Annotated in this window: 17 protein-coding genes; 8 read left to right on the top strand and 9 right to left on the bottom strand. The window is 56.1% G+C overall.

All coding sequences use genetic code 11. From position 1 onward, the window contains the following. Nucleotides 1-19 precede the first annotated feature (19 nt). The 7 genes from AC2FLJ_RS13735 to AC2FLJ_RS13705 all read left to right on the top strand — a co-directional run bounded on the left by AC2FLJ_RS13735 (nucleotide 20) and on the right by AC2FLJ_RS13705 (nucleotide 5869). Nucleotides 20-724, top strand: coding sequence for a GntR family transcriptional regulator (locus AC2FLJ_RS13735; protein WP_496697876.1), 705 nt, complete (start codon nucleotides 20-22; stop codon nucleotides 722-724). Continuing rightward, on the top strand, nucleotides 721-1440 hold the full coding sequence (locus AC2FLJ_RS13730; RefSeq protein WP_496706294.1) for an aspartate/glutamate racemase family protein: 720 nt from the start codon (nucleotides 721-723) through the stop codon (nucleotides 1438-1440). Before AC2FLJ_RS13735 ends, AC2FLJ_RS13730 begins: the two co-directional genes overlap by 4 nt. Before the next feature lie 117 nt (nucleotides 1441-1557). Next, on the top strand, nucleotides 1558-2256 hold the full coding sequence (queC, locus tag AC2FLJ_RS13725; protein WP_496706292.1) for a 7-cyano-7-deazaguanine synthase QueC: 699 nt from the start codon (nucleotides 1558-1560) through the stop codon (nucleotides 2254-2256). Then, nucleotides 2256-2609, top strand: coding sequence for a 6-carboxytetrahydropterin synthase QueD (gene queD / locus AC2FLJ_RS13720; RefSeq protein WP_108859686.1), 354 nt, complete (start codon nucleotides 2256-2258; stop codon nucleotides 2607-2609). Before queC ends, queD begins: the two co-directional genes overlap by 1 nt. Beyond that, nucleotides 2606-3307, top strand: coding sequence for a 7-carboxy-7-deazaguanine synthase QueE (queE, locus tag AC2FLJ_RS13715; RefSeq protein WP_282119398.1), 702 nt, complete (start codon nucleotides 2606-2608; stop codon nucleotides 3305-3307). The genes queD and queE overlap by 4 nt, the downstream gene beginning before the upstream one ends. 16 nt (nucleotides 3308-3323) lie before the next feature. Beyond that, nucleotides 3324-3788 carry a preQ(1) synthase gene (gene queF, locus AC2FLJ_RS13710; RefSeq protein WP_108859684.1) on the top strand — a complete coding sequence of 155 codons (465 nt, stop codon included), beginning with the start codon at nucleotides 3324-3326 and terminating at the stop codon, nucleotides 3786-3788. 224 nt (nucleotides 3789-4012) lie between these two features. Continuing rightward, nucleotides 4013-5869 carry an SLC13 family permease gene (locus AC2FLJ_RS13705; RefSeq protein ID WP_496706322.1) on the top strand — a complete coding sequence of 619 codons (1857 nt, stop codon included), beginning with the start codon at nucleotides 4013-4015 and terminating at the stop codon, nucleotides 5867-5869. Between the two features lie 64 nt (nucleotides 5870-5933). Here AC2FLJ_RS13705 and AC2FLJ_RS13700 read toward each other — a convergent pair whose 3' ends face one another. The 3 genes from AC2FLJ_RS13700 to AC2FLJ_RS13690 all read right to left on the bottom strand — a co-directional run bounded on the left by AC2FLJ_RS13700 (nucleotide 5934) and on the right by AC2FLJ_RS13690 (nucleotide 11055). Then, nucleotides 5934-7196, bottom strand: a complete 1263-nt coding sequence (locus AC2FLJ_RS13700) for an HlyD family type I secretion periplasmic adaptor subunit (RefSeq protein ID WP_496706289.1) — start codon at nucleotides 7194-7196, stop codon at nucleotides 5934-5936. Nucleotides 7197-7261: 65 nt separating this feature from the next. Continuing rightward, nucleotides 7262-9355: a peptidase domain-containing ABC transporter gene (locus AC2FLJ_RS13695; protein WP_496706287.1), complete on the bottom strand. Its 2094-nt coding sequence runs from the start codon at nucleotides 9353-9355 to the stop codon at nucleotides 7262-7264. Next, nucleotides 9352-11055, bottom strand: coding sequence for an ABC transporter transmembrane domain-containing protein (locus AC2FLJ_RS13690; protein WP_496706285.1), 1704 nt, complete (start codon nucleotides 11053-11055; stop codon nucleotides 9352-9354). Before AC2FLJ_RS13690 ends, AC2FLJ_RS13695 begins: the two co-directional genes overlap by 4 nt. A gap of 179 nt (nucleotides 11056-11234) precedes the next feature. Between AC2FLJ_RS13690 and AC2FLJ_RS13685 the strand changes: the two genes are divergently transcribed. After that, nucleotides 11235-14795 (top strand): PA14 domain-containing protein, encoded by a 3561-nt coding sequence (locus tag AC2FLJ_RS13685; protein WP_496706283.1) that lies wholly within the window; start codon nucleotides 11235-11237, stop codon nucleotides 14793-14795. Between the two features lie 6 nt (nucleotides 14796-14801). On the opposite strand, the gene AC2FLJ_RS13680 is transcribed toward AC2FLJ_RS13685, so the two are convergent. The 6 genes from AC2FLJ_RS13680 to bioB are packed head-to-tail and all read right to left on the bottom strand — an operon-like array spanning nucleotide 14802 to nucleotide 20184. After that, on the bottom strand, nucleotides 14802-15560 hold the full coding sequence (locus AC2FLJ_RS13680; RefSeq protein WP_496706281.1) for a methyltransferase: 759 nt from the start codon (nucleotides 15558-15560) through the stop codon (nucleotides 14802-14804). After that, nucleotides 15557-16177: a pimeloyl-ACP methyl esterase BioG family protein gene (locus tag AC2FLJ_RS13675; RefSeq protein WP_496706279.1), complete on the bottom strand. Its 621-nt coding sequence runs from the start codon at nucleotides 16175-16177 to the stop codon at nucleotides 15557-15559. Before AC2FLJ_RS13675 ends, AC2FLJ_RS13680 begins: the two co-directional genes overlap by 4 nt. Continuing rightward, nucleotides 16174-17460: an adenosylmethionine--8-amino-7-oxononanoate transaminase gene (gene bioA / locus AC2FLJ_RS13670; RefSeq protein WP_496706277.1), complete on the bottom strand. Its 1287-nt coding sequence runs from the start codon at nucleotides 17458-17460 to the stop codon at nucleotides 16174-16176. Before bioA ends, AC2FLJ_RS13675 begins: the two co-directional genes overlap by 4 nt. Beyond that, on the bottom strand, nucleotides 17457-18077 hold the full coding sequence (gene bioD / locus AC2FLJ_RS13665) for a dethiobiotin synthase (RefSeq protein ID WP_496697897.1): 621 nt from the start codon (nucleotides 18075-18077) through the stop codon (nucleotides 17457-17459). Before bioD ends, bioA begins: the two co-directional genes overlap by 4 nt. Next, nucleotides 18074-19207, bottom strand: coding sequence for an 8-amino-7-oxononanoate synthase (locus tag AC2FLJ_RS13660; protein WP_496697899.1), 1134 nt, complete (start codon nucleotides 19205-19207; stop codon nucleotides 18074-18076). The genes bioD and AC2FLJ_RS13660 overlap by 4 nt, the downstream gene beginning before the upstream one ends. Beyond that, nucleotides 19204-20184 carry a biotin synthase BioB gene (bioB, locus tag AC2FLJ_RS13655; RefSeq protein ID WP_496697901.1) on the bottom strand — a complete coding sequence of 327 codons (981 nt, stop codon included), beginning with the start codon at nucleotides 20182-20184 and terminating at the stop codon, nucleotides 19204-19206. The genes AC2FLJ_RS13660 and bioB overlap by 4 nt, the downstream gene beginning before the upstream one ends. Between the last annotated feature and the right edge of the window lie 77 nt (nucleotides 20185-20261).

The raw sequence follows: 20261 nt of genomic DNA, 5'->3' as shown, positions 1-20261 counted from the left end.
ACGGAAAAAGGCGGCACTTATGGCAGGTCCACGCGTTGATGACATCTATGATCAGGTAAAGGCGATGGCCGTCTCGTTTCACCTTCGACCTGGTGATCGGTTAAACGAAGTGGCTTTGTCGAAGGAATTGGGCGTCAGCCGAACCCCCCTGCGCGAGGCCCTGAACCGGTTGGTGGCCGAACACCTGTTCGACTTTCGCCCTGGCCTGGGCTTTTTCTGCCGCCCGCTGGACCCGCAGAGCGTGTTTGATCTGTTCGAGTTGCGCCAGATCATCGAATCCGCCGCCGCGCGCATTGCTTGCGCGAAGGCGTCTGACAAAGATCTACAAACACTTCGGGATGAGCTTTACGCGACCGGCATCGACATCACCGGCCTGACCGTCGAAGAAGCGGTTAGCAGAGACGAAGATTTTCATCTGGGCATTGCCAGGCTATCGGGCAACAACGAACTGGTGCAAACCCTGACCCGGATCAACGAACGCATCCGATATATCCGCTGGGTTTCCATGAGCTTGGATCGGGTTCAACGCTCTAAAGACGAACATAAACGGGTCATGCAGGCCCTGCTGGATCGCGACGCGGATGAGGCCGCGCGCGTACTGGGTGCCCATATTTCCAAGCGAATGGATCAGGTGCAGGACGCCGTGCGCCACGGGATATCCAGCATCTACATGGAAGGGTCCGAAGACATTTCGGCACGAATAATCGAGGAGGCGCACGGATGATCGCCCAAGGCGGCAAATCTATTTACGGAGCGTCGGTGGGTATTCTGATGCTAGACGCCCAATTCCCACGCATCCCCGGTGATATGGGAAATGCGCTGACATGGCCTTTTCCGGTGCTCTATCGCATTGTTCGGGATGCCTCGCCGGACCTGGTCGTTCGACACCGGGCCGAGGGCATGTTGGACGCATTCATTGATGCCGCGCGAGAACTGGTCAAGGACGGCGCGGATGGCATTACCACCAATTGCGGGTTTCTGTCCCTGTTTCAGAAAGAGCTGTCCGAGGCTGTGCCGGTTCCTGTTGTGACCTCATCTTTGATGCAGGTGGAGATGGTGAACGGTATCATTCCGGCCGGAAAACGCACGGGGGTTCTGACCATCTCTGCCTCCACTTTGACCCGTGAACATCTGCGCTGTGCTAAGGTTCCGGACGATACACCCATCGGATCCACCGAAGGCGGGCGCGAATTCACACGCGCGATACTTGGGAACGAACTTGCCCTGGATGTTGATAAGGCCCGTGCCGATAACGTTGATGCCGCGCTTGCGTTGCAGTCTCAAAACCCTGAACTCGGCGCAATTGTTCTGGAATGCACGAATATGTGCCCTTACGCGGCAGATATTCAGCGCGCCACAGGATTGCCCGTCTTTTCCATCGTGACATTGGTCAGTTGGTTTCAGGCCGGGCTTTTGCCGCCGCGCTTCCCCGGTCCTTAGGAGGCACAACGGCCGTTCGATTCCACCAATTCGTGCATTGCGCTTACTGGCAAAAGACCGTAAGCGTCCCGCCCGCCGGTCGCAGCCTACCCGGTTATCAAAACAAGGACTGAAAACATGAAAACTACATTGGTCTGCTCCGGCGGACTGGATTCCGTGTCGCTTGCGCATGTGCTGGCCGCGGAAGGAAACCTGTCACGGCTTGTGTCTTTCGACTATGGCCAGCGCCACACCAAAGAGCTGACCTTCGCTGCCCTCTCCGCAGAGCGGCTGAGCGTGCCTCATCACGTGATCGACCTGCGTTCTGTCGGCGCGTCGCTGACAGGCTCGGCCTTGACCGACGATGTCGACGTGCCTGACGGGCATTACGCGGAAGAAACGATGAAGGTCACGGTTGTCCCCAACCGCAATGCGATCATGCTGACCATCGCTTATGGTGTGGCAGCAGCGCAGGGGGATGATGCGGTGGCTGCTGCTGTGCATGGCGGCGACCATTTCATCTATCCCGATTGCCGCCCGGCATTCACCGATGCGTTTGACACTATGCAGCGCGCCGCGTTGAACGGCTACGCGGATGTGGCGCTGCACGTGCCATTCGTGCACCGAAGCAAAGCCGATATTGTCCGCGAAGGCGCGCGCGTGGACACCCCGTTCGATCAGACGTGGTCCTGCTACAAGGGCGGCGATTTGCATTGTGGCCGTTGCGGAACATGCGTTGAACGGCGCGAGGCGTTTGATCTGGCCGTTGTACCGGACCCAACGCAATACGAAGACGCCAAATTCTGGAAGTCGGCCATCGCGGGGGCACAGGTCTGATGTACCGGATCACCAAGGAATTCCACTTTTCCGCCTCGCACCAGCTGACCCACCTGCCCGAAGATCATCAGTGTGCCCGGATGCATGGACACAACTATGTCGTCGTGGTCGAATTGGCCCGGCGCGAGTTAAACGCGGATGGGTTCGTGCGGGATTACCACGAGCTGAAATCGCTCAAGACCTATATCGACGACGAATTTGACCACCGGCACCTGAACAATGTGCTGAACGTCGTGTCGACTGCCGAAAACCTCGCGCGGCACTTCTTTGACTGGTGCGCGGCCCGCTGGCCCGAAACCGCTGCGGTGAAAGTGTCCGAGACGCCCAAGACATGGGCCGAGTATCGCCCATGACCCTTAGAATATCAGAAATTTTCGGCCCCACAGTACAGGGCGAAGGCGCGCTGATCGGTCAGCCGACGGTATTTGTACGCTCGGGCGGGTGCGATTTCCGGTGCAGCTGGTGCGACAGCCTCCATGCTGTCGACAGCGCCTATCGCCACGATTGGGCAGCAATGGAAACGCAGGCCGTCTGGTCTGAGGTTCAGCGTTTGTCAGGCGGGCGGCCACTGACCGTGTCTCTGTCTGGCGGAAATCCCGCCATTCAGGATTTTGGCCCGCTGATCCGGCAGGGCAAAGCGGAAGGCTATGCCTTTGTATGCGAAACCCAAGGGTCAATCGCAAAGCCGTGGTTTTCCGACCTTGCTATGCTTGTTCTCAGTCCGAAACCCCCCAGCAGCGGCGAGGATATGGATTGGACGGCGTTTGGCGCCTGCCTCGACGTGCGCCCCGCGCAAACTGTCCTCAAGATCGTGATCTTTGACGACACGGATTTTAACTGGGCACGCAGCGTAGCCGACCGGTATCCGGACCTTCCGCTGTATCTTCAACCCGGTAACCCGGAAGCCGATCCGGCCAGCCCGGTTGATTTGAACAATGCCACCAGCCGTATGGAATGGCTGATCAACAAGACTTTGAATGCCGGTTGGTTCGCGCCTCGCATTCTGCCCCAGCTACACGTGCTGATCTGGGGCAACAAACGCGGCGTCTGACTGCAGGAGAGATAACATGACCGATAGTATCTACAGTAACCTCACCCAGTTGGGCGGAGACACCAAAATGCCAGCCAGTCCGGAAGAGGCGGTTCTGGAACGCGTGCAGAACCCGCAGGCTGATGTGGATTACAACGTGCGCTTTACCGCGCCCGAGTTCACCTCGCTTTGCCCAATGACGGGCCAACCGGATTTTGCCCATCTGGTGATAGATTACGTGCCCGATCAGTGGTTGGTGGAAAGCAAGGCACTCAAACTGTTTCTGGGCTCGTTCCGCAATCATGGCGCCTTTCACGAAGATTGCACCATCTCGATTGCCCGCCGGCTGCAGGAGTTTCTGGAGCCAAGGTGGCTGCGTATCGGAGGGTACTGGTATCCGCGCGGGGGCATTCCGATCGACGTGTTCTGGCAAACTGGCCCAACGCCCGAAGGCGTCTGGATCCCGGATCAGGGTGTGCCGCCTTACCGTGGGCGTGGTTGACCACGATGATTTGAGAGGCGTGTAGGCCCCAGCCCGACAAGCAATCAAAGGGGCCCCTACACCGGTTCGAAACGTGGCGCTTTGGCGCTGGTGGTAATTTTGTTTCGTCCAAGCTTGTGGTTTTGAAACATCATGACAATTCAGCGTTGATGGGTTAGATGTTCTTTTAATGTAAGAACGAATTCCTGGTGACGTTTGTGGAACAGGTGGCTTTTAACTTTGAGATGGGTGTTGTTTGCGCCCTTCTTGCCTTCACCGTATTTCTCTTTGTATCCGAAATCGTCAGAATTGACCTTTCTGCCATACTTGTTCTGGTCCTTATCGGCCTTCTCAGTTACGCGCCCGGGCTCGAAAAGCTCGCTGACGTGCCGCACCTGTTTGATGGATTTGCATCCAATGCGGTGATTTCCATTATCGCGGTCATGATCGTCGGCGCGGGCCTCGACAAGACCGGCATAATGAACAAAGTCGCCGCTGTTATTCTGAAATATGGCGGTACGTCCGAGAAACGCGTGCTACCTATTATTTCGGGCACTGTTGGGGTCATTTCCTCGTTCATGCAGAACGTTGGGGCCGCTGCGCTGTTTCTTCCGGTCGTCAGCCGAATATCTTCCCGATCGGGCATCCCGTTGTCGCGCTTGCTGATGCCCATGGGATTCTGCGCCATCCTTGGCGGAACAATGACGATGGTCGGATCTTCGCCTCTTATATTGCTGAACGATCTGATCCAGTCAGCCAACAATAGCCTGCCCGACGGTCAGAAAATGGAACAGTTCGGCCTGTTTTCTGTGACGCCGATCGGGATTGTTCTGATCCTGACTGGCATTGCCTACTTTCTGCTGCTGGGTCGGTGGGTTTTACCGGGTGATGAGGGATCGGAAAACACCGGAACCGGACAGGGAACGCAGGAGTATCTGCAACGTGTCTACGGCCTGAAAGCCGATGTTTTTGAAGTAATCGTTCCAGCCGAAAGCCCTTTGGTCGGGCAGATTTTGGCCGACATAAACCACGAAAACCACCTGTACATCATTTCGACATTCTATCGCGGCAAAACCTCGATGGTTCAGGTCCTGACGGCCGAAATTGCTGCACCTTGCCGGTTGGCGATCATTGGTCGACGCTGGGTCGTAGAGGAGTTTGCGCAGAAATACGGGCTGACCGTGCTGCCGGCGTTGGACATCTTTGTCGAAGAATTCGCACCAACCAATGCAGGCATCGCCGAAGTTGTCATAACACCCGACAGCAAACTGATTGGGAAATGCCCACGCGAGCTATTGTTCCGCAAAACATATGGCATGTCGTTGCTTGCCATTCATCGCGGCGAGGAAACGCTCAGCCATGTTGAATCCGAAACGCACGAGTCTACTCAAATCGGGCTTGAGGAGTTTCACGCAGGCGACATGCTAGTGGCCCATACACGGTGGGACAACTTGATGCGGATCAAGCGCGATCCCGATTTTGTGGTCGTCACCACCGACTTCCCGCAAGACGAACTGCGCCCGCAAAAGGTCGGTTGGGCGCTGGCGTTTTTCGCCGTTTCCTTGTCGATGATCCTGTTCACCGACATTCGGCTCTCGCTCTGTCTATTAACCGGAGCCGCGGGAATGATGCTGACACGTGTGTTGAGTGTCGATGAAGCCTACCGTGCGGTCGGATGGAATACTGTTTTTCTGCTCGCATGCCTTATTCCATTGGGTCAGGCGGTACAGAATACCGGCACGGCTGCGTGGATTGCACAACAGATCATGATCATTCTGGACGGCTGGCCGATCTGGTCCCTTCAGGCAGGCGTTGCGGTTCTGGCTACGGCGTTTTCGTTGGTGATGTCCAATGTCGGCGCCACTGTTCTGCTTGTGCCATTGGCCGTTTCCATTGCGGTGGCAGCTGGCGGAAATCCGGCCGTGTTTGCCCTGACGGTTGCCATATCAACATCGAACAGCTTCATAATCCCGACCCATCAGGTAAACGCCCTGATCATGGGTCCTGCAGGGTATAAAGTCATGGACTTTGTGCGCTCAGGGGGGGTCATGACGATCCTGTTTCTTGTTGTTTCACTCCTGATGCTCAATTTGCTGTACTGACCGCTTAGGCAAGCAGGAATGGGTCCATGGTGCTGACAATGCGCTGACGCTCTGCAGCTGCAAACTACCGCTCACTGAATGCACGTTCCATTGTCATCTGCACCGGCTTCAACAGGTAGGAAAGCAGCGTCTGTTCGCCCGTCGTCATTTCCGCAACAACAGTCATCCCAGCTTGAAGTGGACGTTCCCACGGGCCCGTACCAACCTTGGTTTCGGCCAATTGAAACGAGGCCCTGAAATAGGTTTCACCGGTTTGTTCATCGGTCAGAGGCACAGGATAGATGGATTGCAGGCGTCCTTCAACCTTACCGAAACGCCTGGCATCAAACGTGTCTACGCTTACTGAAACCGGCTGATCCACCGCAACATGGCCGACCTCGGAATTGGCGATACGTGCTTCTACGACCAAGGCGCGACGGGTTGGCAAAATCTCAAAAATCACTTCGCCCGGCGCGATGACTTCCCCTGGGTTAGGAAATGTTACCGCCTGAATAGTTCCACGTGCTGGGGCAGAAATACGCAGTGCAGACAATTTGGAATTTACGACGTCTAGCGATATCTCCAACTCCACGCGCTTTTGCTCAAGTTCGGCCCATCGGGTCAGCACCTCATCTCGCAAAGCCAGGGTTTCTTCTGCTTTGGCTGCGCGGGCCAGCATCAATGCGCTCTGGGCTTCGGCAAGGCGCACCCGGGCGTCCGATGCAGCCGCGCGAACCGCGTCCACTTCATCCTCTTCCTCAAGGAAATCGCTCAGGGATTTTAGACCCTGCGTCCGCAACTGTGCGTATCTCTCAAGAATCTCCTCTTTCTTTCGAACGCGGTCCTGCGCGAATTGCGTGGCCCGTATCAGAATATCCAACGTCCCTTCTTGCTGTTTGATCGAGGCCAGCTGAATGCGTTGGCTTTCAGCATAAAGGTCCAGCCTTGCGGCCGCAGAAGTCAGGCCCTTGCCCTTGAGCGCATCAATTTCCGCCTTGTCAGGCACAGCTTCGCGATCCAATACCGCCAGTACAGCGGACGCTGTGGCCAAGTCTCGCTGAACCGCAGCAAGCTGCCCGGACGTAACATCTCTTTCCCGCGTCAGATCCGGGTGATGCAGTTCAACCAGCAAATCCCCCGCTTCAACCAACTGACCATCGCGGACGTGAACAGTCCGGACAATGCCGCCGGGCATAGTTTCGATTTGTGGATACGCGCCAACTGGCAGGATCGTCCCTGTGGCGCGGGTGACCTGGGGAACAGCAGTTTGCCCTGCCAGAACCACCAGGCATCCAACCATGGCGGAAAGCGCAAGCGACAGGAAAGCCGCAAATCGTGGCCGCCGCATTCGACGCCTCCAATTTGCGCGTTCCATTGGACCGGACGTGTCACTTTTCTTTGAACCTGATTTCACTATTCCCTCCCAAGCGTTTTCAATACGGCCTGAAGTTTCTTGCGCCCCGCATCACCAGTGCTGTTCACGACAACCTTGTCCCCGTTCAGAAAGATGAAGCGGTCTGCAATCTGCATGAATGAGCGATCCGCAGTTGCTATGACCACTGTCTTGCGCCCTTGCTGCCCGCGGATCCAGTTTCTGAAACACGCCCGTCGATGGTCGGAAAGGCCGTTGGTTGGCTCCGAAAACAGATAGACCGAAGAAAGTCGCGCCATGCTGCGTGCAAGGACCAGCGACTTTAAGGTTGCCGATGGCATCTGCGCCAGGTCACCGTCGGTCAAACGAGTGTCGATGCCGTTTGGCAGAAGCCCTTGGTCATCCAGCAAATCCATGTCGGTCAAAGCAGACATTATGTTGTCATCAGTAAGAGACGGCGAAGCCAATCGAAAGTTCTGGGCAACAGTGCCGTAGAACATCGACATGTTATAGGTGGCGTAGGTTATGGATTTACGCAATTCGTCCCTGGCAATCTGACGAATGTCGATGCCGTCATGTTCAATCGTACCAGCCAAAGGCGTATTGAGGCCGTCGATCAGATCAAGCACCGCTGTGCGACCTGCCGCATCGCTGCCCATGACCAGTACCACTTCGCCCGGATCACAGTTGAAACTGGCTTGCGAAAGGACAGGCGCGTTCAAAGGGTCCGGCCGGTACGTGACAGAGGAAAATGCAATCGCGCCGCTTAAAGATTTTTGGTGCGTTTGTTCCAGCCCCACTTCGATCTCCTCGCCAAGATCAAGGACGCGATCCGCCTGATTTCGACTGCTTCGGAAGGAAAGGATCTGGGGGAAGCTGGAATATAGAGACTGAATCGGCGCCAGAATTTTGGACACCAACGCAATCGTGGCGATCAACGCACCAAAGCTGATATCACCGCGCAACGCGCCATGCGCGCACAAGATGATTGCCCCCATCGTCGCAAGTGCCGTGACGGATTGAGCCAATGATTGCGCGAGCGCCTGAAACTGACGGCTGCGGCGCGCGGCCGTTTCTGCGCGCTGTGCAAGAGGCATGCAGCGGTCCAACCATTGGTTTTGCATCCCCAGATTTGCAATGGCCTGCTGGTTAAGAATAGCGTCCTGAACGCCCGACTGGCTAGCGGCGGCGGCCTCTGTCGTTTTTTGATCCAACCGTTTTTGATGTGGGATGATGATTGCGCCAAGCAAGACAAGAAAGACCGCCAAGCCGAGCGTCAGCAGCCCGACCTGCGGTGCGAGATATGCAAGGACCGCAAAGAAAATCACCACGAATGGCAGATCCAGAAGGGTCGTCATGACCTGCCCAGTAAATGCATCGCGCAACGATTCGAATTGGCGAAAACGCGATAGTTGTTGGTTTACATCCGTTTTCCCGAGCTGGCTCAGCGGCAGTGACATCAGTTTGCGAAACAGCGCAATCATCAACTGACGCTCTCCACGCCAGCCAACATACGCCAACGCCCGCGTGCGCGCATGGCGGAAGCACAGGTCTGACGCACCCACAATCACCACACCGATCATCAGCGAAACCAGCAAACTAACAGAACCCGACGGGATGACCCGCTCATAGATGCCCATGATCAGCAAGGGAGCCATAAGCCCCAGAACGTTGGACAACAACGAGGCGATCAGCAGCCAGGGCAACATCGGGCCCAATTCTGCGAATGCCGAGCGGACAGATGTGAACCGCCTGAGTGTCTGGTGATGCGTGAAGCGGTCGATCCGGATGACGGTGCACCATCGGCGGCCGGGCTTGGGGTGGTTCAGATCTGGGTTCAGATCTTCGCTGATTTGCAGCGTGCCACCTATCCGATCCAACGCAAGGTAGCAGGCACCTTTGTCCGGTATGATCAATGCCGGGCATTCGTGATCCGTGATCTCGCGTTCACGACATCTGATCTGCGTGTAGGGGATACTGAGGTTTTCCAACGTCTCGAAAATGTCATCCGGGCGGAGCCGATCCAGCACGTGCGGAAACGCCTCAAGCAGCCGGTCTTCATTATTGCGCCAGCCGCGCGCCAATAGCAGTCTAAACAGCAACCCGCTTGCAATCTGAGTGTTCATTACGGTCATGCGGCACCCTTTTTCCAGGCTTCCGCGGCAGTCCGTTCAAGATCTGCGTCCACCGCCCATGCCGCCAGATCCAGGGCGTTTGACAAACTTAAGCAAACGCACCTGTCCGTTATCTGCCTCATCCGAGGGTCCGGGCTTGCCACAAACATCGTAGGCCGCGGAGAAACGGATTGGAGGTAATCCGCCAGAGCTTGGCGTTCCATTGTATCTAAAACCGCTGTTGGTTCATTCATCAAAAGCACCCGCGGCCGCAGCGCCAAGGCCCGTGTCAATGCAATGAGATGACGGTTCACCGGGTCGGCCTCAAACCCGGTTCCGGTGTTAAGCAGGGTTGCATAACCCATGGGCAAACGGTGAATGCGTTTCTCTAGCCCAAGTGCGACGGCAATCTGCTTGGCGCGATCAACGGTCTCTGCGTCACTAAAAGCGCTGATGTTTTCAACCAGTGTTCCCGACAGGATCGCGGGCTCGGCTTCGAGCGCAACCAGCGCATCGTGCCCGCGCCACCCGGTCAGCTGTGAGGCCGGTATGCCACCAATGGACAACCTGCCCTCATCTGGCTCTCGCTGCCCCGTCATTGCGTCAAACAACGCTTCGACCATCCAGCTTTCTTCGGGCTCAATCAAAACGCCCTGCCCTTGCTCCACCTGAATGTTGAGGGGCGAGAAAGCTCTCCCCTCTCCCTTCAAACGGCGCATGGACAAACCGGAAACCCTGATCTGATCCAAGTGATTGTAGGAAAGCCCTACACTTTGCCCGATTTCAAGCTGTTCCATTTCGTGCAATCGTGCTTGTGAAATGGCAGAGTTTTCCGACTGAACCCACATCGCCATGAGTTTGGTCAAAGGCTGGATAATTCGGCCATTCAACAGCATGCAGGCAGCCAATTCGGCGATGCCGATCAGGTTGATGATCACCAGGTAGGCCCCCAGCAGCCCCATCGCAGCAACAGTCATCTGCGAAAAGATGGCTCCAAAGCTTTGTGCAAAGCCCGAAAATTGGATCAGCTTTTTGCTGATATCGACGGTCTGATCTTCAAGCAATTCAAAGCGGCGGGCCATTTGTGGCTCCATCCGGTTTGCCTTGACCGTGGGCATGTTCGACAAAATCTCGGTCAAGAACGCGTATCGGCGTGTGTCCAGGGACTTGCGGTGCTTGAACAAAGCCCACTGCCCCCGCTTCATGACCGCTGCGAAGATGATCACAACGCAAAACGCGCCCAATGGCACCAAAATCAGCCACCCCCCGATCAATCCGATCAAAATCGCAAACAAGACCGTAAAGGGCAGATCAATCGAGAGTGTTTGCCCTTGCCCCGAATGGTAGTCCCGCAACTGGCCGATAGCTGCGTAGCGTTCCGCATAATTGCTGGCGGGTTCGCGTGAGAAGGCCAGAGAATTCGCGTTCAGGACTTTGGTCATAAAGCGGCGGTAATTCCAGACCGCTGCCCCCTCAGCCGAGGTTGTCAAAAGGACGGCACGGCACTGTCTAAGCAACAGCTCCATAAAGGCTCCGATCACCAGTGCCACCGTCAATACGCGCAGCGTGTCTGTAGACTGAAATGGGATAACCCGATCGAATATCAGCAAGATGGAAATCGGCATCAAAAGCGACAGAATATTCATAGTCAGAGAGGCAACCCAAAGCGGGATATCAAAGTGAGGTGCCGAAATGCGACCAACAAATCCACGCGGTTCCATGATGCTTTTCACCCCCTTGGTCATTTCAGCAGGAGTGGTCGGCTTCCGTTTAAGACCCGTAAATTCTCCGGCACATCTTGCCTAAGATTTGCCTTTAAATTTAATCGCTTAGTTGCCCGTTATGGGCGGAGGCGTGTTACCTAAAACGGTGAATCAGCTGTTGTTTGGGGAATTGTGCGATGGGTAAACTAGAGAACGACCTGAATTTTAACACAAGGTCCGCACAGGCCGATATGGACGAACAACACGAGATCGCCTCTCATCTTTCCCGCAGTGTTGTCGAGCCAAGCGAAGATCCGACGCGCAGTTCGTTACACACAGGCCAACAGTTCTCTGGGACATTGGAACGCAACACTCGGAACGAGGGTTCCCCGGAAGAGTTGAACCCTCGCACCGTGCATGCACAACAATCCGGCAACGTCACAAACACTGATCCTGTCGCCCACACTTTTCATTCAACGAGCTCGTCGGCTGGGTCAATTGCACAAAACCCCAAGGCAGAGGCGACGGAAATTGACGAAAGCGCGGCCGGAATGGAAACAATCAGTGCTGCAATTTCAACGCCCCAAACAACCAAAGGTGTGGGAAAAACCCATGTAAGCGGTCCGGCCTCTCGTCCAGAGCCGCCAAGCGTACCCAATCTGGATGCAGCGCCGGCAGTTTCAACCGACACACAGACCGAAAACAACGCGCCGCAAGAGGTCACTCTGGACAACACATCTGTTGCAGAGAACGCCAATGGCGCGGTGATCGGAAACATTTCCATCGTGGACCCGGATGCGTCGGACACGCACAGCTTTGACATCTCAGACGACCGTTTTGACATCGTTGACGGCAAGTTGCAGCTAAAGCCTGGCATTGCTCTGGATCATGAGGAAGCGGCACGGATAGAAGTCGACGTCACGGTCACGGACTCTCGCGGGGCCACCCTGACCGAGAGTTTCATCGTGGAGGTTCAGGATGTGAACGAGGGTCCGACAGGCCTTGTGCTGGACAACACTTCAGTCGCCGAGAACGCCAACGGCGCGGTGATCGGAAACATCTCGATCGTCGACCCGGATGCGTCGGACATGCACAGCTTTGACATCTCGGACGACCGCTTTGACATCGTTGACGGCAAGTTACAACTAAAGCCCGGGATTGCACTGGATCATGAGGAAACGGCACAGATAGAAGTCGACGTCACGGTCAAGGACTCTCGTGGGGCCACCCTGGCCGAGAGTTTCATCGTGGAGGTTCAGAATTTGAACGAGAATCCGATAGGTCTTGTGCTGGATAACACCTCTGAAAACCTCATTCAGAATGGCAGTTTCGAAGAATTTGACTTGGATAAAGGCAGGTGGAAAGGCTTTGGCTCGGATGAAAGCGGATCCTGGCAAGACGCACATGGAATGGAAATCTGGGATCATTTAGGCGGTACGAAAGCGTCCGATGGCGATCAGCTGCTCGAGATGGATCATGGTCGGGGCATCGACAGTATTTCCCAGGTCGTCCAGACAGAGGATGGTCAGCTCTATGATCTGGGCATTGACCTGCGTGAGCGCCTCGCAGGTGGAACCGATACAGTCGAGGTCTATTGGAACGGCAATCTGGTGGCGGAGCTGGACCCGCAATCCGCTGATTGGGAGACGTTCCAGATGCAGGTTGTTGGAACCGGGCAAGACACGCTGGAACTGCGCGAACCTGAGGGCCAGAATGATACCTACGGCGCACTGGTTGATAACATCACACTGACCGCCGCGCAGCAGACAGTGGCCGAAAACGTCGATGGGGCCGTTGTGGGGCAACTCAGTTTCGTGGATGCGGATTTGCACGATACCCATGAGTTCGAAATCTCGGATGACCGGTTCGAAGTTATTGACAATCAACTGCGTCTGAAGCCCGGCGTGGCACTGGACTATGAAGAGGCATCCTCGGTCACTATTGATGTCACGGTGATTGACGAAGGCGGGTTACGTCAGACCGAAAGCTTTACGGTCAATGTGGCAGATACGGAGGAGATGACGTTTTCGTCAGGGTTTCACGCCAAATACTTCGACGTTGATCATCGTCTTTCCAAACTGGAAGACATCAACTGGACCGCAGAGCCGACCCATGAAGAAATTAAGCCCGAAATCAACTACGCTAACGGTCACGACACATTCTGGGATGGAGGCGCAAAAGACACGTTTGGCGTCCAGATCAATGGCAGTATCGAGGTTGAGCAAGGCGGAACATTCACTTTCTTTCTGGGCGCTGATGATGGCGCGATGTTGGTAATCAACGGCCAACCGGTCGTTGAAAATGACGGGCTGCACGGGTTTCGAACTCGATCTGGTGAAGTTGAGCTTGAACCGGGAACACATTCGATCGAAATCCGATACTTCGAAAATTTCGGCCGGGCTGGACTGAAGCTTGAATGGGAGGGCCCGGGTCTTGACGGACGTGAGGTGGTTACAGCCCCGGACATGTCCGAGGCCCAAACCGTTTCGGGCATGCCGCTGGCCATTGATGTGGACATGGGAACGCTCAGCGTGACCGATGAAACCTCATTCGAACTGACAGGTCTGCCCACCGGAACAATTGTCGAGATTGGCGGAACCGAATTTGCGGCAAACACGGACGGGATCGCAGAGATGGGAGGCTGGCAAGGTGGGATGATCACCGTAACACCGCCGCCAGAATTTGAGGGAACGGTCGAAGCGGCTCTGCATCATTCTACGCCAACCGGTGAAAACAGCAGTCACGACGGTGTACAACACCTGACTTTCGAAGTAACTCAGGCTGACTTGCCCTCACCAGATGCCAAAATTGTGGGCGGATTCCGTGCCAGTTATTTTGACATGGACAACAGTTTGTCAAAGCTGGACGACATCGACTGGTCCGCTGACCCGACGCATCAGGGATTTGTGTCTGAAATCAATTATGAAAACAGTCGCAACTCATTCTGGGAAGGCGGTTCAAGGGATACCTTTGGGGCAAAACTCGAAGGTAAAATAACAATCGAAGAAGGCGGTTCTTACACTTTTTTTGCCGGTGCGGACGATGGCGTAGCGGTCTTCGTCAACGGGCTTAGGATCGTGGACAATGATGGTCTGCATGGGTTCCGGACGCGGTCCGGAGAAATCGACCTGGAACCCGGCACTTATGATATCGAAGTTCGGTATTTTGAGAACTACGGCCGTGCAGGGTTGAAATTGGAATGGGATGGGCCCGACACAACGGGGCGTGAGCTTTTGCAGGCCGACCCAGCCCCGAATTTTGGCGAAACCGGAGCTTTTGAAGTCGCAATCGAGTTGGACCAAGCAAGTGATCTGGCTGCTGTATCTTTGGAAGGACTGCCACCAAATACGCTACTGATCAGCGGTGAGGATTCACTGATGACTGATGGCGGTTCGGCGGATCTGTCCGGCTGGGATCTCGACTTTCTTGAGATTTCCCCGCCCCCAGGATTCGACGGCGCAATCGACGGGGAAATCTTGGTGACGGACACCGGATTTAATGGTGCGCAATTGACCTCGGAGATTCCCTTTGCACTGGACGTCGGGCAGACAGATGAAGATGCAAAAGAATTTGCCCCTGATCTGTCCGAAACGCTTGCTGCGACAATGCAGGTTGAACCGCCGGCGCCGTGGCACATGGATCAGTCGCAAAGCCACGGGGAAAACGACGGCGATGTCATGGCCGAAGCGGTACTAACCAACCCGGGCTCTGAGATCTCGTGTATTGAGACCGAAGTCTATGAACGCATTGATTGGTAGCGGCACTCAGCCATGTTTGCGGGCCACGATCCACGTCGGGTTATATGTCAGGGACACGCCATCATCGTCGCCAAAGTGCCGGACATATTGTTCCGTGAATTGGGCAAGACTGGTTTTGGTCCAGACCTTCTGCGCGCGCCCGTTGACCCCAGTTCTTCGAAGGTGATTGAGAACGCCTCGGGGCGTATCAAAGTGCAATGCAGAAAGGTTTTCGCCGCAACTGATAATCTCTAATTGGCCTTCGACTGCCGCGGCCAAATCTTCAGATCGGCACAAGCCCGGCGCTTTGGCAGTGGAACCGACTTTCACCAGTTCCTGGTACTGTTCCGGTCCAAAACCTGAAACCGCCAACCACCCACCAGGAGCCAATGCTTTGGCTGCGCGCTGCAGAAAGGTTGCAGGGTCATGCAACCATTGGACCATAGACGCTGACGTGATTAGCTTTGGCTGAAACGGCCATTCGACGATTTTGGCGTCGCCGCACAAAAAGTCCGCACCGACGGCCGTTGCGGTCTCTGCTGCTTCGGGCGACAGGTCATTGACCGTCAACTGACCAATATCGAATGCGCTACATACCCGATGCGTGAGGTGGCCTGTGCCACACCCAAATTCCAATCCGGTCGCGAATCGATGCGGTGCGCCGCCGGCCCGCATCTCATGGACCAGCCGATCCGCGATTTTGGCCTGCTGGCTGGCCGAGCCGTGATAGCTGCGGAAACTGCGGCTGAAACTGCGCTGGACGCGGTCCGCGATCTGCACGTTCATGAGATCCACTCCTGCCAGTTCTGGCTGTCGCGAAACGGAACATGCGGGGAGGCAATACCACGCACGGCAGATTGTTGGTGCGCCCATGCCGCCTCTTGCGCGGGGGTCGGGATAATACGGTCCCGCTGAGGGATCCAAATCCGGTCAAACGCCACTTCGGGTGCGCCACCACGGTCGATCACGGCGTGAAGCTCTGCCTGCGCAGCCTCCAGATCAATTTCAGGAACCGGCCCGTTCAATCCAGCACGGCGACAGAACTTTGCGAAACTGGCTTCGGTCAGATTATCCGCCGTGGCGCGGATCATGTCCGGCGCGATGCCACGCTCGGAGTCAGCCGGACATAGCGTGCCGCTGACAGCAATCAGCCGATCGGGACAAAATCCAGTTTGCGTCAGCCAGTGGCCCGCAGATGCGACACCAAAAGAAAAGGCAATCAGATTGACCCGGTCATATTGCGCAATATCAGGCAGAGGATCGTCGAGGAGGCGGAAGTCGTCGACGAACAGCACATCGCTGCGCCCTGAAAGCCCAGCAAAAGGAGCAGCCCCCAGCGCCCAACCGCCAAAAATCAGGATCAATTCATCCGTTCCCGAACGCGATAACCACCGCTGTTTCATGGCATGCCTTTGACGAGCGAGATCATGGCCGATGTTACGCGGCTCAATTCATCGGTGGAGATTATGTAGGGCGGCATGCAATAGATGTTGCGGGCAAACGGGCGCAACCAAACGCCGGTATCGGGTGCCACCGCATGCGCGACCGCGGGATCAACCCATTGCTCCATTTCGATGACCCCGATCGCGCCAAGCACGCGCACATCGGCAACGCCTGGCAATTCACGTGCGGGGGCAAGCTCGCGTTTCATCTGGTCGGCGATCGCGTGCACTTCGGCGCGCCAATCTCTGACCGACAGTTGGTCCAGACTGGCCACCGCGGCAGAACAGGCCAGCGGGTTGGCCATATAGGTCGGGCCGTGCATCAAAACGCTGGCTTCGCTTTCCCCAATTCGGCGCGCGACATCTTCAGTCGTGGCGGTCGCGGCCAGAGTAATATGGCCGCCAGTCAAAGCTTTGCCCAAACAGATGATGTCCGGAACCACTTCGGCGTGGTTCATCGCGAACAGTTCGCCCGTGCGACCAAACCCGGTCGCGATTTCGTCAAAAATCACAAGAATTCCGTGTGCTTTACACAGGTCTTGCGCGCCTTTTAGCCACTTGGGGTGATAGAAGTACATACCACCCGCGCCCTGCACCACAGGCTCAAGGATCAGGGCCGCGATCTGATCGGCTTTGGTTTCCAGCAGCTCTTCCAAAGCATCCAGCCCATTCAGGGTTGGATCATCCGTCCATTCCTGGTCAAATGATATCGGCGGGCGTGGCAGGAAATGTTGGATCGACAGCGCGCCACTGAACAGCCCGTGCATCCCATTCTCGGGGTCGCAGACGCTCATCGCTTTCCATGTGTCCCCGTGATACCCGCCGCGAATGGTCGCAAACTGCGTGCGCCCCGTGTGACCCAGCGCCATCTGAAACTGCACGGCCATTTTCAAAGCGATTTCAATCGCGACCGATCCGCTGTCGCTGTAGAAAATGCGATCCAGCCCGTCAGGCAACTGCTCGACCAGCTTGCGTCCCAGGTCAATTGCGGGTCGATGCGTCAGGCCACCGAACATGACATGGGGCATTTGCCGCAGCTGTTCCTGCATCGCAGCAGTAATGGCCGGATGACGATGCCCGTGCACCGCACACCACCACGACGACATTGCGTCGATCATCCGAGTGCCGTTTTCCCGGGTCAGCCATACCCCTTCGGCCTCTGTGATCAGATGCATCGGACCGGGGTTCAGAACATTCGTATAGGGATGCCACAGGTGGCGGGCATCAAACTCCAGAGCGGTCACAGAGCTCTCCGAATTGTTGCTGTGTCAATCGCATCGAAAGCATCCGACAGCGTTTCTCGCGACAGGGTTTCAAGATACGGCAAGAGTCCCAAATGGGTAACCTGACACATCTCGGCGATGGTCTGTTCAACCTCTGGCTCAGCGTCGCCTACGAACGCTACGCCCAAAACGTTGCAACCTGCACCCCGCAAGGCCATCAGGGACAGGCTTGTGTGATTGATCGTCCCCAACGCGGTCCGGGCCACAAGAACCACGGGTGCCTGCCACCCCGAGATGACATCAAGGAAAAAGGTCTTGCGGTTCAGCGGCACCATGATCCCGCCTGCCCCCTCGACGACCAAGGGGCCGTTGACCTGCGGCAGCGCAAGTCGATCCGGCGAAATCTCGACGCCCATGTCTTCGGCTGACAAATGGGGTGAGGCTGGCATGTTCAGGCGATAGGCTTCCGGCAAAATTTCGGCACGGGAAAGCGCCGCGACGGTTTCTGTGTCCGTTGCATCCTCAAGCCCGGATTGCACTGGCTTCCAATAGGTTGCGCCAAGCGTGGCCGTCAGTCCCGCAGCAAAAACCGTTTTTCCGACGCCGGTGTCGGTGCCCGTGACGATAACAGCGCTCATGCCGCCTCCGTCTGTTGATGCGCCAGTGTTTCGAACAGAGCGCTTATGTCATCCTTGTCCACGTTGCCGGTGATCGACACGCGCAGACGCGACGTGCCCCGTGGCACGGTCGGCGGCCGGATACCACGGACATCAAAACCTTTGGCCTGTAACGTTGCGGCCATTTCCATGGTTTTGGCGTCATCGCCCAGAATAATGGGGATAATCTGGCTGTTCAGCGCCTCTTGGGGTGTTCCGATCTGACGTGCGACGGCATGCGCGTGGCGAATGCGGGACAGGGCATTCTGGCCCATAAAACTATCTGTTTGAAGATGCTGCAGAACCGCGCGAACAAGGGCCGCGTTGAACGGCGATGGGGCTGTGGCAAAGATAAACGGACGCGCGCGGTTGATCAGTGTTTCGATCAACACCCGAGGGCCGCAAATCAATCCGCCCGAAACCCCCAACCCTTTGCCGCATGTGTGCAAAGTTAGCAACTCAGCCTTTAGGCCATGCGCCAGGCCCTTACCGTTCGGGCCAAATACTCCGGTCGCATGAGCCTCATCCACGACCAATATGGCACCGTGTTCGCAGGCCAGATCAGACAGCGCGGCCAAGGGCGCAATGTTGCCCTCCATGGAATAGATGCTTTCTACTGCGATCCAGATTTGACCAGACCCGCCTTCTGCCAACCACGCCTCAATGGTCAGACGCGCTGCGGCAACATCATTATGAGAAAAAGCACATGTTTGGGCGCGTCCCATCCGCATGCCTTCATGCGCGCTTGCGTGAACCAAAGCATCGTAAAGGATCAGATCATCGGCGGCAGGAAGGGTCGAGAAAATCGCCTGATTGGCCTGAAATCCTCCGCCCATGAACAAAGCAGCCTCAGCATCAAAAAAGGCGGCGGCCTCGTGTTCAAGCGCCTCATGTTCGGGATGATTGCCCCGCAACAGACGGGAACCACCAGATCCCAGCGGCACGCCCTGCGCCAATGCCGTTTGCGCGGCATTGCGCAGGAATGGCGATTGCGCCAATCCAAGGTAATCATTGGACGCAAAGTCCAGACCGCGCGGCTGCGCCAACACCCGGCGACGGTGCCGGGTGTCCAACAGTTCAAGCATCGAGTTCAACCGACTCAGTGCTTTCATTCAGCAGCATCCAAACAGGATTTTTCCGCAGATGTTTCCACCTGCAGCCCAAGCTTGGCAAACAATATGGCATCAGTGTCTTCTTCGGGGTTTTCTGCCGTCAAAAGCGTTTCGCCAACAAAGATCGAGTTCGCACCGGCGAAGAAGCACATGGCTTGCAATTCCTCACTCATATCGCTGCGCCCGGCGGAAAGCCGTACATAAGATTGTGGCATCATGATCCGCGCAACGGCTATGACCCTTACAAAATCGATCGGATCGATCGGTTTAGCGTCTGCCAGAGGCGTGTCTTCTTGCGGCATCAACATGTTGATCGGCACCGAATCTGGTGCCGGGTTCATATTGGCCAGTGTGACCAGCATATCGACACGGTCTTGAACCTCTTCCCCCATCCCGAGGATGCCGCCGGAACAGACCTTGATGCCCGCATCCTGCACGCGGTTCATCGTGTCAATGCGGTCCGCAAAGGTGCGTGTTGTGATGACTTCGGGATAGTACCGCTCGGACGTGTCGATGTTGTGGTTGTAGTAGTCCAGCCCCGCATCGCGCAGACGAACCACCTGATTATCGTCCAACATGCCAAGGGTCATGCAGGTTTCCATCCCCATCTCGCGCACACCTTCGACCATTGCGACAAGCGCATCCATGTCGCGGTCCTTGGGTTCGCGCCATGCGGCACCCATGCAGAAACGGGTTGCCCCGCCGTCGCGGGCCTTGCGGGCTTCGGTCAGAACGCGCTGAACCTCAATCAGTTTCGAGGCCGACAGTTTGGATCCGTTCCGTGCTGATTGCGAGCAATAGGCGCAATCTTCGGCACAGCCACCTGTTTTGATCGACAGCAGTTTCGATGTCTGGACCTTGTTGGGATCAAAGTTCTCCCGGTGCACTGTCTGCGCGCGAAACAGCAAATCCATCAGCGGAAGGTCATACAGAGCTTGAGCAGCGTCGCGGGACCATATCGGGGAGGTATTTTTCATTTTATAGATACTTTTCGAGAACTCTCATGGCTACACATTCTTTTATAGATAAAGATCGTTATCACAACCAAATTTTA

The sequence above is a fragment of the Ruegeria sp. CDSA034 genome (genome assembly GCF_059612275.1).
Note: the sequence above shows the minus strand (reverse complement) of the source record. Positions and strands in the feature narration are given on the sequence as shown.